Raw genomic sequence first — 13,561 nt, forward strand, 5'->3', positions numbered from 1 at the left:
ACAAGCTCGTCGACGAGAAGGGCCGGCTCACAACCCTCACGGCTTACCCGTACCTCATCGCGTCGGAAATTCCGTGATCGGGTATTACTCGGTCGAATCAGCGTCTACTATGGTATCAAGCAGTCCATCTGAGACCCCCGTTATGCCTTTATCAACGAGCAGAGGCGCAAGGGCCTCACACCGAGGCATGCATGAGCAGGGTGGCTCTGACCAGACGGTCGGGTCCGATGTCCTCACCGGGCACAAGATCCAGCAGTTCCGCCAGCCGTGTCCGGGCGCGATTGATCCTGCTCTTGATGGTGCCGAGGCTCGTGCCGCAGATCTGAGCCGCCTCCTCGTAGGATACACCCTCCGCTGCGACGAGAACCAGCGCCTCGCGCTGCTCGACGCTGAGCTTGGCTAGCGCCGCCAACATGTCGCTGAAGTCCAGGCGCGCGCTCTGCTCCGGCATCACAGCGAGCCTCTCCGCCATGGCGCCGTCGGCATCCTCCACCTCCTTGCGGCGGCGGCGCATGTCGGTGTAGAACTGATTGCGCAGGATGGTAAAAAGCCAAGCCTGCATGTTGGTGCCGGGCTGGAACTTGTCCAGGTTTTCGAGACCACGCAGCAGAGCCCCCTGAACAAGGTCGTCTGCATAAGTGATATTGCCTGACAGCGAGATGGCAAAGGCGCGCAGATGTGGGATGGCCTCCAGCACAGCCTGACGGACAGAGGGATCAACGGTCATTGTTTGCACTCCTCGCTCCATCCATGGCTTCAAGGATCCGGATGAGGTGTTCGGGAACAGGATCGTTCATCAGGTGGGCGTAGTAGGCGCGGAGCCGCTCTCCGAGACAGGCGGCAACGTCGGCCGGGAGGGCTGGCTCGTGGGGGCCTCCGGTTTTCACAACCGGAACCTCTCCAGTGTCATCAAGCTTCCTCTGGGCAACTTTGGGCATCGTCATCAACACGCTAGTTCCTCCGAGCAACACCAACAGTTCTCTGATGGACTCTCCAGAGAACCAGGAAGATAACCTACCCGTAGATGATCGGAGGCGGCCTGCCATTAACCTATGATGATCTTGAAGTTAGGCATCAGGTAGCACGGGAGAACCCTGTGAGGGGCTTTGACCAGAAAGTATGGCCACGATTAACCTACGTGAGTGAGGGGATACTCAGTCCGGTCAAGCTGTCTCATGGTTTTGCTTTCCATCGGCCCCAGTGACAGCCCTATCGGTTATCTCCAACCACGGGCTCTTCCGGTTCCTGAACAACAGGAGATCTCGCGTGATGGCTTCCCCCTGCTGCATGATCGTCGAAGACCAGGCGCTTATTGGTATGTCCCTTGAGGCGTTTCTGGAGGACGCTGGGTTCTCGGTGGCCGGCCCATTCCTCTCCTGCGCCGATGCTCTGCGCTGGCTGGAGCACAATACGCCGCACGTTGCGGTGCTGGACGTCAGCCTCAGGGACGGCACCTCCTTGCCTATCGCACGTGAACTGAAGGGGCGTAACACGCCTTTTGCCATCTATTCAGGCCTTCCGTTCACGAGCAACCTCCCGGACGATCTCCAGGGCGTGCCGTGGTTGGAAAAGCCTGTCCCACGGGAGGAGTTGACGGCAACGATTGCTCGCCTCGGGCGAGCAAATGCTTGAACGGCGGATTAGTACGACATCTCGACAACCGCAGAAACAGCGATGAGCAGGAGAGCCGATGTTTACCCTTGAGATCGGAGACAAGCCGATTGCCATCACCGATGCCGACGGGGCTCAGGCGCGAGTCATCTTTGAAAGTGACGAGTTCAAGCAGGACCTGACGGCAATGACCAGTGAAGGGATACCGCTGTGGGACGGGAGGGCTCCCCTGACCATTCGGCCCGCATCCCAGGAGGAGACCGCTGCATTCAAGGCTCCTGACATGGATATCGACGATGATATCGACACTGAGGAGGACGATGACGGCTTGTTTGTGATGTTCCTCGTGCCGATTGACCATGATCATGAGGATGGATCAACCATTTCACCACACCTGCAGAGTTGATGGTCCAAACCAATTTTGCGCCTGATGCGACAAAGGAGCAGGCGATGTTCACCCTGGAGATAGGCGGCAGGCCGGTTGCCATGACCGATGCAAGCGAGGAGCGGGCTTATGAACTCTTCGAGGGGCAGATGTTCAAGGCCCATCTCGGACAGCTCGTGAGCCAAGGGCAGCGCTTGTGGGATGGGATAGTGCCTCTGGTGGTGCGGCCCTCGTCAGAGGACGAGATCGTGAGGTTCAAGCGAGTTCAGGCCGCTGCGGATGAGGAGCAGGACGACGACGAGGAGCTTGAGGCCTTCTCCGTCGTCTACCTCGTCGAGGCTGAGGAAGATGAACCGGACGTGGGCTGATCGGCTGGGTGCCCCTGGACCGAACGGATCGCCGCTTGCGTTATTCCATGCCCTTGAACGTCGGTTCTGATCATCTGAGGTTTGTTGTGGCCCCTCGAACATCATTCGAAGAAAGCAAGCAGCAGATGGCATCGCTTGATCAGCAGCCCGCAAGCTCCGCCCAGAAAATCGGGGTGGGTTCGGCCATGTCACACCACGTTGTGATTGTCGAGGCTGGATTTGCGGGGCTGTCCCTCGCCCAGGCTCTCGGAAGCATGCCCCTGCGCGTGACGGTGACCAACCTCCGCAACTACCACCTCTTTCAGCCGCTGCTGTACCAGGTGGCCACCGCGGTGCTGTCGCCGGGCGAGATCGCTCAGCCGACCGGTAATCCTCATGGGCCTTGGTCTGGCTGCCGATGATGGTCTTGCTGTCTTGGGAGCCCTGATCTTGGCACTTCTGGCAACTGGGTTTCCATCGCACTGACCTGGGCCGCCTGGACAGGCATTGTTCACCTACTCGGGTGAGTGGCGGTGCAGGAACGCTGACTTATCAAGCCTGAACGAGCGAGCCAATCCACCAATACCTACCAGGAGACGTGCGCCTGTCCCGCGCTTGGACGCAGCTACTGCCTCCTGATGGCCAAGGCCAAGTCCGCCCCAAATGGTGGCACCCTTAATTGCAGAAAGGGCTCAGGACTTTTTGCAGCCTCAAACGTTGCACAGGTCCTTCCCTCAAGCGTGTTCCAGCCGGTTACGCAGTAGCTGCCTGAGGAGAGCCGGGGAATACGTACGGTGAGATTCATGGGCTCTGCATCGGTGCGCAATGTGCCGTTCTGGTCCATGGTGTCTTTTCGCAGAAGCCAGATAACGGCCTGGGCATCGTCGCCACACCCAAAGCATGCCACTTCATCGCGGGAGGACTCGATCTCCGCGTTCAGGCTTCTGCGTTGGAAGCGCAGCCAATCAACGAGCGGCAGGAACCCAGCCATCGCCTGCTGCGCCTTGCGCATGCCTCTGGTCAGGGTATGTGGGCTCCTGTTGGGCCACCGCATCCCACCACCTGCCCCGCCGGAGGCAAGATGAGCCCACTGCATGTGACGGAAATACTCGTCGTCAAAAGGCTCCGGCAGTGTACGATTACGATCCTTGAAGCTGTGAATAGGACCGTGCTCGGTGTCCAGAAAAGGTCGACCGTCCTGGATCTCAGCCAACGCATCCTGCACAATCCGGCCCATGCTGATGGCAGCATCGACTGTGTTCTGCGGGTTGTCGATGCTGCCGGTCTCGTAGATGTGCAGAGTGGCAAAGTCCAAGTCAGGATGCCGAAAGATCGGCTCCTTCAAGTCCAGGTGCGGGCGCAACGACAGTTCAGGGCCAAACAGGGAAACCGTTTGCGGATGTGAGCGGCCATAAAGGCGCTGCTCAAGGGAGCGCACATGATGGCTCAGGTCGTGGATGAACTCACCAAAGCAATCCGCACTCTCCTCAGCCTGAGCAGGATGGATTTCATTCCAGAGATCCCAGGCGAAGAGCGCGCCGCTGTCACCCCAGCGCTCGACCGCAAAGGTTAGTCTGTTCTTGATAGCCTTTCGCGTGTCCGAGCACAGCAGGAGGCGGGAGGGATGCCTAAGGGGTCCGCCGTTCCTGCCGTTGTAGGGATGATGCTTCCAATGCAACCAGGTCCAGAACGTGTCAAAAGGGGTGAGCAGGATGCGCAGACCGATGCGCTCGCAGAGCTCAAAAAGATCATCCCAGAGTTGCACCATGCTGGGCACAAAGGTGCCGACAGGTCGCTCGATGTAGCGGTGCCGCACCTGAGCGTACTCCAGCATCAGCCGCAGGCATGTGACGCCATGCTGCTTCAGGTAACGTAAGTGTGCCTCGACAGCTGGCAGGTCCCGCCTTTGAAAGAGCCCCCTCAGCTCAACCCAGCTGATTGCGTCGTTCTGACCAACAGGGGTCCAGGGCTCACCCGCCTCTGTGATGAAGTATGGCGCCCCTGACGCAACTTGGATCCAGGGAAGGGACTGCGACAGCTTCTCTGGGGAAACTCGCTCCACTGCGGGACTGGAGAAGGGACATTCAACATCAAGGCTGTTTCTGAACATCAAGAAGGGACTCTCTTGCTCGTGAGGAGTATTATTTTAGCCCCTGACCCAGCTTGGGGCGTCTGCGTCCGCAATGTTCCTGCATGGGCTCATGCTGGATCAGGTGGGTAGGGTTACGTTGGCTTGATTGGGTAGGCACTTTGTCCGGAAGCAACAGGCGGGCTCCGGAGAACGCCGAACCGACGCGATAGATCCATGCCTGCTTTGACAGGCTTTTCCATCTCAACAGAATGCTCGCATGGCGTGGCAATGCGGTCGCTGAATTGACAAAATACAGCAGGGCATGACCGGTTGTGCAGCTCATCTCCACTTCTCAGGATGTCGTGGCCAACAAGTCGGCACGCCGTGAGCTCCCCCGCTTCTCCTGTTTCCTGAGCGCCTCTGCGTCCTATTCTAGTTATCCTGCCCCACCGCATGGGGCATGAGCGGGAGGACGCCTATGTCTGTTTTCAAGCGTGAGTTAGCCTTCGCTGCAGATCGTCCGTTGGAGAACGCAGGAGACTGGTGGCACCTGGTCCTCGATACGGATGCGCCGGGCCTCTACGTTGAACACACCTGGCTGCACACGAGCACCCACGCAAACGGCCAGGTCTCTCGTGGAACACAGCGCTTTGGCATCAACGACTTTCTCACGCTTGCGGAGGGCCGACCTGCTCAGCCGATGCTCATGAGCGCCCTCAAGGAGATGTTCCGCGACGCCGCCTCAACGTCGGAGTAAGCGAGCCTCCGCCGATCATCGGTAGTCATGGGCCGCAATTCCTAAACATGATCCGACAGCAGTAAGGGGGCCTCAACCCCCTCACCCGACCATTGTGGTCGCTTCGCTTTCTATTCTGCAGCGTCCAGGAACCCCTGGGCGTTCCAATCCACCTCGCACTCGCGGAAGTAGCGGGAAACAGCCCCCTCGAAGGACGGCATAATCAAGCCGCGCTCGCTCGACAGCGCCGTAATCCGCGGTTTGTCCTGCACCGCCTGAGGCCCTGCTCTCCAGGACAGCCCGGCTTCCGCCGCTACACGCTTGGCGAGTTCTCTCCAAGAGGTCATGCCCTGATTCGCGAGGTGCCAGATCCCGCGCTCTCCGTCGACCAGAAGATCGAGGGATGCATGAACGAGGTCCGGCACATATGTCGGTGAGACGATGCCCTCGGACGGCTTGACGGTTCGGCCCGCCTGAAGATCGCGGAGCACCTGATACACGAAGTTGGCGCTGTCCCAGGGTCCGAAGAACGCGCTGGTGCGGATGATCAGCGCTTCGGGATGGGCGCTGGCGACCCGCCGCTCGGCCTCAGCCTTGCTCTCCCCGTAGACGCAAGCCGGACTAACAGAGTCACTCTCCAGATAGGGACGTCCGAGACTTCCGTCGAAGACCCGGTCGGACGAGAAGGCGACCATTGGCAGCCCCAGGCGTGCGCAGGCCTGAGCAATGGCTTCGGCTCCGGTGGCATTGGCCCTGAAGCATACATCCCGCTCACGGGCAGCGTCGTCGACGCGGACGTATCCGGCCGCGTTGATGACTGCCCAGGGGCGATGCCGCGCGAGCGCCGCATCCACGGAGGCGGGATCGGCGATGTCCATCTCGCCGCGCGTGAGAAGCACGTAATCAAGGCCACGCACAGCGCACAGGCGGGCGAATGCATGGCCGAGGGTGCCGGTCGCGCCGGCAATGAGGATCGGGCGTCGGGCACGGAAAGGTGCTTCAACCTTGCTTGCCGGCGGATGAGAGTGGCGGCCCTCGCGCCGCCACCAGCCCTGCTGGTCGAGTACAGGATGCTCGAAGGCGCCCGTGTTGGCCAGAGACTCGGCCGCCCTGCCAATCGCGGTGCGGCGAGGCTGTCCGCTGCGGATGTCGAATGCCCCCGGCTCATAGAAGCCGGTGCGGGCCACCAGCAGGGAGTTCCAGTCCACAGCGCCGAGCAGGGACCAGATGGTGACGGCCCGGATGTCATGGCCTGTTTCCCTGAGTGCCTGGACCTCATGCCAGACCTCTATCAACCAGCGCACCTGCTCCTCGCGTGTCGAGCCGTGATGCGCCTCGGTCACCGCAATGGGATGCCGGTAGCGGTCCCAGACCTCTGCAAGCCGCGCCTTGAACCCGAGCTCCTCGGACGGAATGTCCATCCGCAGCGCCTCGACATCAGCGTAGTGGTCAATCCGAGGGGCGTCATTGAGCGGGTGCAGGTGATTGCCGCCGTGGAAGCACTCAGGGTAGCGATCCATCGCCTCGTCGAGATAGCGTTCGCTGGTATTGTAATGGTTGATGCCGATGACGTCCGGCGCACCATCGCCCTCCAAGAAGAAGTCGAGCTCTTCCTCCTTGATGCCGTGCCGGAGGCAGATCTCATGCCAGGGATGCTGGCGATCCACGCGCCCGAATAACAGGTCGAGGCTGAACCAGCGGCGCTCGTTCTCAAGGTCGGCCTGGTAGCGCAGATGCGGCGTGCTGAAGGTCTTACCCATGTCCTCCGTCTGGACCAGCTGCGCATGCGGCGTGATCCGGCGAATGGTGCGCATCGCCAGCACGGTCGCGCGGCACTCGGTGATCAGGCAGCGCAGAAAGGTGGGGTAGTCGCGCCCATGCGGATGCCAGTGGCCGTAGAGACCGCTGAAGCGGGCCGTCGTCAACGGCTCGTTGATCGGGGTGAACATGTCGACCCAAGGATAGCGTGCTGCAACACGCTCAGCATGACGAGCCACCAGGTCGGGGAACTCAGGGTCGATCAGGCTAGTGTAGCGCGGCCCACTGCCATGGTGGACAAGGCCGGCAATCGGCCGGATGCCGAGTTCGCGCAAGCGAGTGAGGCGCTCATCCGTCCAGGTCCAGTCGCAGATATCGGGATGGTCGGGCGCGATGGATTCCCACACGACGGGGTAGCGGATCGTTTTGATCCCGAGCGCCGCGATGGCATCGAGATCGGACAGGCGCTGGAGATGCCCTGTCTCCTCCACCTGATTGCGGAATTCGCTGCCTATTTGCACAACAGTGCACTCAATGCCGCCCCATAGTTCAAGCGGCCGTTTTGCTGGCTCGTTCAAGGTCAGACCTCTTCATCGCAGATGCGCGGCTGGAGTGGTCCTAAACTGATCCAAATACCAGTAGTTCCTCGCTAATTTGACAATATACATCCGCGAATAACGTAAGTTAACGGGATGATCCCATCAGTCTTTGCCGCGAGCCGATGTTGAACTTACAGAGTGAAGACACTTAACGTGGAAACAACGCCAGACATCGCCGGGAAAGACTTTCGCCGCAGCGAAGAGTCACGCAGAAAGCACTAGAGATAATGAGTTGTGCTTCTTTGTGCCGGCCAACCATCAACATTCTTCATAAGAGGCGCCGTGATGGGAATGCCAGCGCCAAGACTGGTCCCGTTCAATTGCAGGCGCAAAGCAGAGTAGCTCTGTGAATGCGCTGCTTGGGGCGACTCCCTGGCAGAATTTGGCATGGTTCTCTGGATGCTTTGCCTCTTGCAGCCGGATCATGGGGCGCACACGGAAGCCACCGCTTGAGCAAAGTCCTTCTGGCTGAATGGCTTTTGGAGAGTCGGGCAATCCTGAAAGCTGTCGCGCAGCCCATGTGCGCCGTAGCCAGTTGCAAAGATCACCGGAATGCCTCGCTGACGGATCACATCGGCAATGGGATAGCTCAAGATGCCGTTCAGGTTGAGGTCCAGAACAGCAACTGCGAACTCCCCTTCGCGGGCAAGCGCCAGAGCATCGTCAAACTTGGCGACCGGCCCTACGATCTCGGCGCCGCAGTCCAGAACCATATCCTCAAGCAGCATGCTGATCATTGCCTCATCCTCAACGACAAGGATGCGGTGCTTGCGCTCACCTATTGGCATCTTTGTGTCTCCAGGACGTTTGGCCCTCCGCCCCTGAACTCTGATGTCTTTGGACGGGGCCTTGCGTAGTTAGGGAATGGTTAAAAACTATCCTTCGGGAGTTCAGCACGCATCAACATAGGTGAGTGCTGGAGGCTCCTTCTGCCCCCTGGACACGATGCCGGTTGCCTCGACCCCTGGCACTCGGAACGCCCGCAACCGCTGCAGTTGGCGCTCGACAATCTAGCCCATACTCCTGTGGCGCCAGGCTCTAGCCGCCAATCTCGACGCGGACCTTCTGCACACCCTCTGCAACAGACACCTCGACGACCTTCGGCTCCTGTTTGGCCTTGATGACGCTCAATTGGCCGCTCCGCTCTAGGCGAGCCTCGGCAACCTGCTTCAGATCCGAGATCCCTTTCGTGCGAAGGTCCTCCCACAGGTCTTTCTCCGTTACGTGAACCTTCCGCAGGACCTTCTCATCAACCGCACCATCGCGGACCAGCACCACCGAGCGGCCTTTGACCAACCATCCAAAGCCATGCCAGTGCAGGGCTATGTCCGAAAACAACCAGTGCATCAGGAGCAGAACGGTAGAGGCTGCGAGCGCACCGAAGAACGGGGCATTACCGGTCACGCCGCGGCTGACGATGGAGCCCAGCATGATGCCGAGGATCACATCGAACGCGGTGGCGCGGCCCATGAAGCGCTTCTTGCCCAGCCGCACGATCAGCACAGTCACGAGGTACACAACAACAGCGCGCAGTGCCATTTGCAGGAAGTTGATGTCCTTACCCTCAAGGCCGAGGCCAAGCACAAGGCGCAACCAGCTCTCAATTTCGTTCATACCACTCGCCAGGGAGATCTTTAGGGAGCAGACAAACACCATGAGCCGTTCAAAGTTCAGTCAGAAGTACGGCGCGAGGCGCGACCTGCTGTCCCTGTTGGAGGGTAAATCTCCCGCGGAGGAACGGTCGCATTCAAGCACCACACGCCTCGTGAGACTGCTGCTTCACGTAGTTGCCGTGTGAGTTGGGATCATGTGCTTCCTAGGCGCGGGTCTCTATCCTGCGGCCGGCACCCGCACCTTCTCGGTCTCATCTCTGATGAGGGGTGCATGAACAGGGCAGCCTTTACTAGGAGGTTGGACCAAGGGAGAAAGGCTAGGAGTGCAGCCAGACGGGTTCGGACGCCCGTTTTCTGCTAGTGTCGCATGAGGAGCGACACCCTCCCGCTGGTTGGTGGGCGAGTTCACACAGGAATTCCTGTTCCCCGACCCTAAGCTCGGGAACAGGAGAGAGGGGCAGCTAGTTGTGTAGTCCCTCAGGGAACCGTTGCTCGCCGTGCTCGAACTCACCATTGTCGCCGTCCTCATCGCCCTCAACGGACTGTTCTCGTTGTCCGAACTCGCCATCGTCTCCTCCCGCAAGCCCCGTCTCAAGACCATGGCGGAAGCGGGCCGGGCCGGGGCCAGGACCGCGCTCGCCCTTGCCGAGGAGCCGGGCCGCTTCCTGTCCACAGTCCAGATCGGCATCACGCTCGTGGGCATCCTGGCCGGTGCGTTCTCGGGTGCGTCCCTCGGCGGCCGCTTGGCTGACATCCTGACGTCCTGCGGCCTCTCGGCCGGCGTGGCGGGGCCGCTCGGGTATGGCCTTGTGGTTGCCGTCATCACCTACCTGTCCGTGGTCATCGGCGAGCTCGTGCCCAAGCACCTGGCGCTCGGCAACACTGAGGCCATCGCCTGCGCGGTAGCCCCGCTCATGGCGATGGCGTCCAAGGTCGCGGCCCCCGTGATCTGGCTGCTGGATGCTTCAACCAGGCTGGTATTCCGCCTGCTGGGGAAGAGCGCTGCATCCGACAGCGCCGTGACGGAGGAGGAAATCAGAACGGTCGTGGCTGAGGCCGAGACGGCCGGGGTGATCGAGACCGACGAACGCAAGATGATCTCGGGCGTGCTGCGTCTCGGAGACAAGGCGGTGCGCGGGATCATGACGCCGCGCACCGATGTGGACTGGATCGACCTGGCTGATAGCGAATCCGAAATCCGGGATTGCCTGATCAGGACGAGCCATTCACGGCTGCCGGTTGCCGAGGGCAGTCCAGACAACGTGATGGGCATCGTTCAGGCGCGCGAGCTTCTCGCCGCCTCCTTGTCGGGGGAAGCCTTCGACCTCCGGGCCTACATCCGCCAAGCCCCCTTCATCCCGGATACCCTCGACGCCCTGGATGCCCTCCACCTGCTGCAGGAGGCCGAAGTGCCGATGGCTCTCGTGCACGACGAGTATGGACATTTCGATGGCCTCGTCACCCCCGCCGACATCCTCGATGCCATCGCGGGCGCGTTTCGCTCGGACGAGGGCAACGAGGAACCCGAGGCCGTGCAGCGCGAGGATGGCTCCTGGCTTTTGGCAGGCTGGATGCCGGCTGATGAGATGGCAGAACAGCTTGAGGTCACCCTTCCTCAACAGCGCCATTACGAAACGGTGGCAGGATTGGTGATCCACGAGCTGCAACACCTGCCGGAAACGGGCGAAGCCGTGGAGACCCTGGGCTGGCGCTTCGAGGTCGTCGATATGGATGGTCGTCGCGTCGACAAGGTGCTGGCGCGGCGCATCGGCTCTGGGACGGCACCCCTGGAAGGGGCGACCACGACCAATGAACTGCTACCTGAACTGGAAGCGGAAGCACTTCCCTGACAATACCGTCCCAAGCGCCTTCAGGTGCCATGCTGCTCAACCGGATGGCTTTCGGGGCTTGAAATCTTGGCTATTTCCTCCCATCTCGCGGACCGCAAGCGCAGATAAGGACGCCCAAAGCCATGACGACCGCAGAAGCCACCGCCCCCGAGAGCCACACCTTCGAGGCCGATGTTGCCAAGCTGCTGCACCTGATGGTGCACTCGGTCTACTCTGACAAGGATGTCTTCTTACGCGAGCTGATCTCGAACGCGGCAGATGCCTGCGAGAAGCTACGCTATGAGGCGATCGCCACCCCCGCCTTGCTCGGTGATGATCCCAAGGCTCGGATCACGCTCCTGATCGATGCCGAAAACCGCCGCCTTATTATCGAGGACAACGGCATCGGCATGAGCCGGGACGAAATGGTCGAGGCGCTCGGCACGATTGCACGGTCCGGCACCAAAGCTTTCATGGACCGGATCCAGGCCGCACAGGGCGGCGAAGGGGCCCAGCTTATCGGGCAGTTCGGCGTCGGCTTCTACTCCGCCTTCATGGTGGCTGACCGAGTCGATGTCGTCTCACGCCAGGCTGGCAGCGATGAGGCCATCCTCTGGTCCTCTGACGGCAAGGGCTCCTACACCATCGGCACCGCTGACACTGTTAACGCGCCGGTCCGTGGGACTCGGGTCACCCTGCACTTGATGGAGGACGCCACCTCCTACACGGAGCGCTACACGCTGGAGCGCATCGTCAAGGAGCAGTCGGGTCATGTTCCGGTGCCAATCGCTATCCTCGAGAAGCCAGGGGCGGAACCCCAGGAGATCGCTGACGGAGCAGCGCTCTGGATGAGGCCCCGCAGCGAGATCACCGCCGAAGAATACACGGACTTCTATCGCAGCGTGGCTGGCCAGTTCGATGAGCCTGCCCTGACAGTGCATTTCCGGGCTGAGGGTCGCCACGAATATACGACGCTGGCCTTCGTGCCAGGTGCCAAGCCCTTCGACCTGTTCGATCCCGATCGTCACGGTCGGATGAAGCTCTATGTGAAGCGGGTCTTCATCACCGATGAGGCCGAGATCCTGCCGCGCTACCTGCGGTTCGTGCGCGGACTTGTTGACTCGGCAGACCTACCCCTCAATGTCTCGCGCGAGATGATCCAGGAGAGCCCGCTTCTGGCTGCGATCAAGAAGGGTGTGACCAGCCGGGTTCTCAGTGAACTCGATAAGCTCGCCCAGAACGATGCCAAGGCCTATACCAAAGTGTGGGAGACCTTCGGGCCGGTGCTGAAGGAAGGGCTCTATGAAGACTTCGAGAGGCGTTCGACACTGCTGGAACTGGCGCGATTCAAGACCACCGCCTCCGGGAGCGGGTGGCGCTCGCTCAAGGACTATGTCGGCTCTCTAAAAGAGAACCAGTCGTCGATCTACTATGTGACCGGCTCTGATATTGCGCGCCTTGAAACTTCCCCTCAGCTTGAGGGCTTTCGGGCGCGCGGCATCGAGGTGCTGCTACTGCCGGACCAAGTTGATAGTTTCTGGGTCGCCGCGCCCATCGATTTTGAGGGCAAGCCGTTCAAGTCAGTCACTCAAGGTGCCGCGGACCTGACACTCATCCCGCGGATCGAAGGGGATGGTAACTCCGACGTAGAAGCTCCGGAAACAGTGGCAGGCTTCATTGCCGGTCTCAAGGCCACGCTTGGTGAGGCGGTTTCCGACGTGCGTGCTTCCGAACGGCTGACCGAAAGCGCTGTTTGCCTGGTTGCGCCTGAAAGTGGCATGGATCGACAGCTGGAGCGTTTGCTAGCAAGAGCGGGGCAATTGCCATCTGCCGCTAAGCCTATTCTCGAGATCAACCCGCGCCACGACCTGATCATTGCCCTGGCGAAACTCGGTGATGACGAGCAGGACCTACGGGAAGACGTTGCACATCTGCTCTTGGATGAGGCGCGCATTCTGGACGGCGAGCTCCCGGCTGATGCCAAGGCATTCTCGCAACGCCTTGCTCGAGTCATGCGACGGTCTGCTCCCTAATCATGGGTTGAGGCGTGGGCGGTAGAGGCCGGGTATCCGCGGGTTCTGCCGCAGAGTGATGCTTGTGCCGGGAAGCTGCCCTCAACGTCGCTGCTGGGGTGTATGATGTTCAGCTTCCCTTGATCCGTTGGAGCCCTTCTGCGGCGATTGGATCAACTCTTAAGATCGGGTGCCCACCCGATGAGCGCCGCTGGGAAAATAGCAGCCGTTCATAGCCGCCATTCTCTAGGGGCAAAAACTAAAGCCCGTCGGTTTCTCCCTTCAAAAAGCAGCGTAAGCCGATATAGAAGCTTTCCTCGTAGCCCTTTACGGCGCGACGGATGGCAGGATGAACGACAAGGGTGATGCTCTTGCTCTCGCAGACCTCTTCGACGCTTTCGAAACTCAACACGGCTGAACCCCGCTGCCATAGCGACCGGTCGGCCGCTATCTTGGGTCAACGCTGCTCGTAGGGCTGCTGTTCGCCCTAAGCTCAGCTTATCCACCAAGGGATGAGCTTGCCTGGCCAGGATCATTGGAGTATCAACTCGTGTTAGCACTCACATGCGCCGAGTGCTAACGCTGCTGCTCGGCGCAGAC

Annotated in this window: 14 protein-coding genes; 7 read left to right on the plus strand and 7 right to left on the minus strand. The window is 60.5% G+C overall.

Annotation, left to right across the window (positions count from 1 at the left end):
* Window positions 1-175 precede the first annotated feature (175 nt).
* Both JKG68_RS27360 and JKG68_RS27365 read right to left on the minus strand, forming a co-directional pair.
* On the minus strand, window positions 176-727 hold the full coding sequence (locus tag JKG68_RS27360) for a sigma-70 family RNA polymerase sigma factor (RefSeq protein ID WP_202065065.1): 552 nt from the start codon (window positions 725-727) through the stop codon (window positions 176-178).
* Window positions 717-944: a NepR family anti-sigma factor gene (locus JKG68_RS27365; RefSeq protein WP_202065066.1), complete on the minus strand. Its 228-nt coding sequence runs from the start codon at window positions 942-944 to the stop codon at window positions 717-719. The genes JKG68_RS27360 and JKG68_RS27365 overlap by 11 nt, the downstream gene beginning before the upstream one ends.
* A gap of 325 nt (window positions 945-1,269) precedes the next feature.
* Between JKG68_RS27365 and JKG68_RS27370 the strand changes: the two genes are divergently transcribed.
* The 4 genes from JKG68_RS27370 to JKG68_RS33875 all read left to right on the plus strand — a co-directional run bounded on the left by JKG68_RS27370 (window position 1,270) and on the right by JKG68_RS33875 (window position 2,765).
* On the plus strand, window positions 1,270-1,632 hold the full coding sequence (locus JKG68_RS27370; protein ID WP_246515934.1) for a response regulator: 363 nt from the start codon (window positions 1,270-1,272) through the stop codon (window positions 1,630-1,632).
* A 58-nt stretch (window positions 1,633-1,690) separates the two neighbouring features.
* Entirely contained in the window at window positions 1,691-2,017 is a 327-nt protein-coding gene (locus JKG68_RS27375) for a hypothetical protein (protein ID WP_202065070.1), read from the plus strand.
* 44 nt (window positions 2,018-2,061) lie between these two features.
* Window positions 2,062-2,364, plus strand: a complete 303-nt coding sequence (locus JKG68_RS27380; protein ID WP_202065072.1) for a hypothetical protein — start codon at window positions 2,062-2,064, stop codon at window positions 2,362-2,364.
* A gap of 185 nt (window positions 2,365-2,549) precedes the next feature.
* Window positions 2,550-2,765, plus strand: coding sequence for a hypothetical protein (locus JKG68_RS33875; protein ID WP_376773223.1), 216 nt, complete (start codon window positions 2,550-2,552; stop codon window positions 2,763-2,765).
* A gap of 203 nt (window positions 2,766-2,968) precedes the next feature.
* Here JKG68_RS33875 and JKG68_RS27390 read toward each other — a convergent pair whose 3' ends face one another.
* Window positions 2,969-4,177, minus strand: coding sequence for a glycoside hydrolase 5 family protein (locus JKG68_RS27390; protein ID WP_202065073.1), 1,209 nt, complete (start codon window positions 4,175-4,177; stop codon window positions 2,969-2,971).
* A gap of 715 nt (window positions 4,178-4,892) precedes the next feature.
* On the opposite strand from JKG68_RS27390, the gene JKG68_RS27395 reads away from it, so the two are divergent.
* Window positions 4,893-5,171 (plus strand): hypothetical protein, encoded by a 279-nt coding sequence (locus tag JKG68_RS27395; RefSeq protein ID WP_202065074.1) that lies wholly within the window; start codon window positions 4,893-4,895, stop codon window positions 5,169-5,171.
* Window positions 5,172-5,281: 110 nt separating this feature from the next.
* Here the strand turns inward: JKG68_RS27395 and JKG68_RS27400 are convergent, their stop codons facing one another.
* From JKG68_RS27400 to JKG68_RS27410, 3 genes are all read right to left on the minus strand, one after another.
* On the minus strand, window positions 5,282-7,429 hold the full coding sequence (locus JKG68_RS27400; RefSeq protein WP_312890992.1) for a family 1 glycosylhydrolase: 2,148 nt from the start codon (window positions 7,427-7,429) through the stop codon (window positions 5,282-5,284).
* Window positions 7,430-7,929: 500 nt separating this feature from the next.
* Window positions 7,930-8,295, minus strand: a complete 366-nt coding sequence (locus tag JKG68_RS27405; RefSeq protein ID WP_202065078.1) for a response regulator — start codon at window positions 8,293-8,295, stop codon at window positions 7,930-7,932.
* A 250-nt stretch (window positions 8,296-8,545) separates the two neighbouring features.
* The gene (locus tag JKG68_RS27410) at window positions 8,546-9,121 is read right to left on the minus strand and encodes a DUF421 domain-containing protein (RefSeq protein ID WP_202065081.1); all 576 of its coding nucleotides are present in this window, start codon (window positions 9,119-9,121) and stop codon (window positions 8,546-8,548) included.
* A gap of 496 nt (window positions 9,122-9,617) precedes the next feature.
* Here JKG68_RS27410 and JKG68_RS27415 point away from each other — a divergent pair, with 496 nt between their 5' ends.
* Complete coding sequence (locus tag JKG68_RS27415; RefSeq protein ID WP_202065083.1) at window positions 9,618-10,970, plus strand: hemolysin family protein; 1,353 nt, start codon at window positions 9,618-9,620, stop codon at window positions 10,968-10,970.
* 122 nt (window positions 10,971-11,092) lie between these two features.
* A complete protein-coding gene (htpG, locus tag JKG68_RS27420; protein WP_202065085.1) occupies window positions 11,093-12,982 on the plus strand; it encodes a molecular chaperone HtpG in 1,890 nt (629 codons plus the stop codon).
* Window positions 12,983-13,220: 238 nt separating this feature from the next.
* On the opposite strand, the gene JKG68_RS33880 is transcribed toward htpG, so the two are convergent.
* Window positions 13,221-13,373, minus strand: a complete 153-nt coding sequence (locus JKG68_RS33880; protein ID WP_246515932.1) for a hypothetical protein — start codon at window positions 13,371-13,373, stop codon at window positions 13,221-13,223.
* Between the last annotated feature and the right edge of the window lie 188 nt (window positions 13,374-13,561).

Source organism: Microvirga aerilata (assembly GCF_016743775.1).
In the GTDB taxonomy this organism is placed as follows: Bacteria; Pseudomonadota; Alphaproteobacteria; order Rhizobiales; family Beijerinckiaceae; genus Microvirga; species Microvirga aerilata.

Excerpts from the sequence above, each read along its gene's own strand:
- htpG (WP_202065085.1), top strand. The coding sequence starts at position 11,093 with ATGACGACCGCAGAAGCCACCGCCCCCGAGAGCCACACCTTCGAGGCC.
- JKG68_RS27360 (WP_202065065.1), bottom strand. The coding sequence starts at position 727 with ATGACCGTTGATCCCTCTGTCCGTCAGGCTGTGCTGGAGGCCATCCCA.
- JKG68_RS27405 (WP_202065078.1), bottom strand. The coding sequence starts at position 8,295 with ATGCCAATAGGTGAGCGCAAGCACCGCATCCTTGTCGTTGAGGATGAG.
- JKG68_RS27410 (WP_202065081.1), bottom strand. The coding sequence starts at position 9,121 with ATGAACGAAATTGAGAGCTGGTTGCGCCTTGTGCTTGGCCTCGGCCTT.
- JKG68_RS27365 (WP_202065066.1), bottom strand. The coding sequence starts at position 944 with ATGACGATGCCCAAAGTTGCCCAGAGGAAGCTTGATGACACTGGAGAG.
- JKG68_RS27390 (WP_202065073.1), bottom strand. The coding sequence starts at position 4,177 with ATGCTGGAGTACGCTCAGGTGCGGCACCGCTACATCGAGCGACCTGTC.
- JKG68_RS27375 (WP_202065070.1), top strand. The coding sequence starts at position 1,691 with ATGTTTACCCTTGAGATCGGAGACAAGCCGATTGCCATCACCGATGCC.
- JKG68_RS27380 (WP_202065072.1), top strand. The coding sequence starts at position 2,062 with ATGTTCACCCTGGAGATAGGCGGCAGGCCGGTTGCCATGACCGATGCA.
- JKG68_RS27370 (WP_246515934.1), top strand. The coding sequence starts at position 1,270 with ATGGCTTCCCCCTGCTGCATGATCGTCGAAGACCAGGCGCTTATTGGT.
- JKG68_RS27395 (WP_202065074.1), top strand. The coding sequence starts at position 4,893 with ATGTCTGTTTTCAAGCGTGAGTTAGCCTTCGCTGCAGATCGTCCGTTG.
- JKG68_RS33875 (WP_376773223.1), top strand. The coding sequence starts at position 2,550 with ATGTCACACCACGTTGTGATTGTCGAGGCTGGATTTGCGGGGCTGTCC.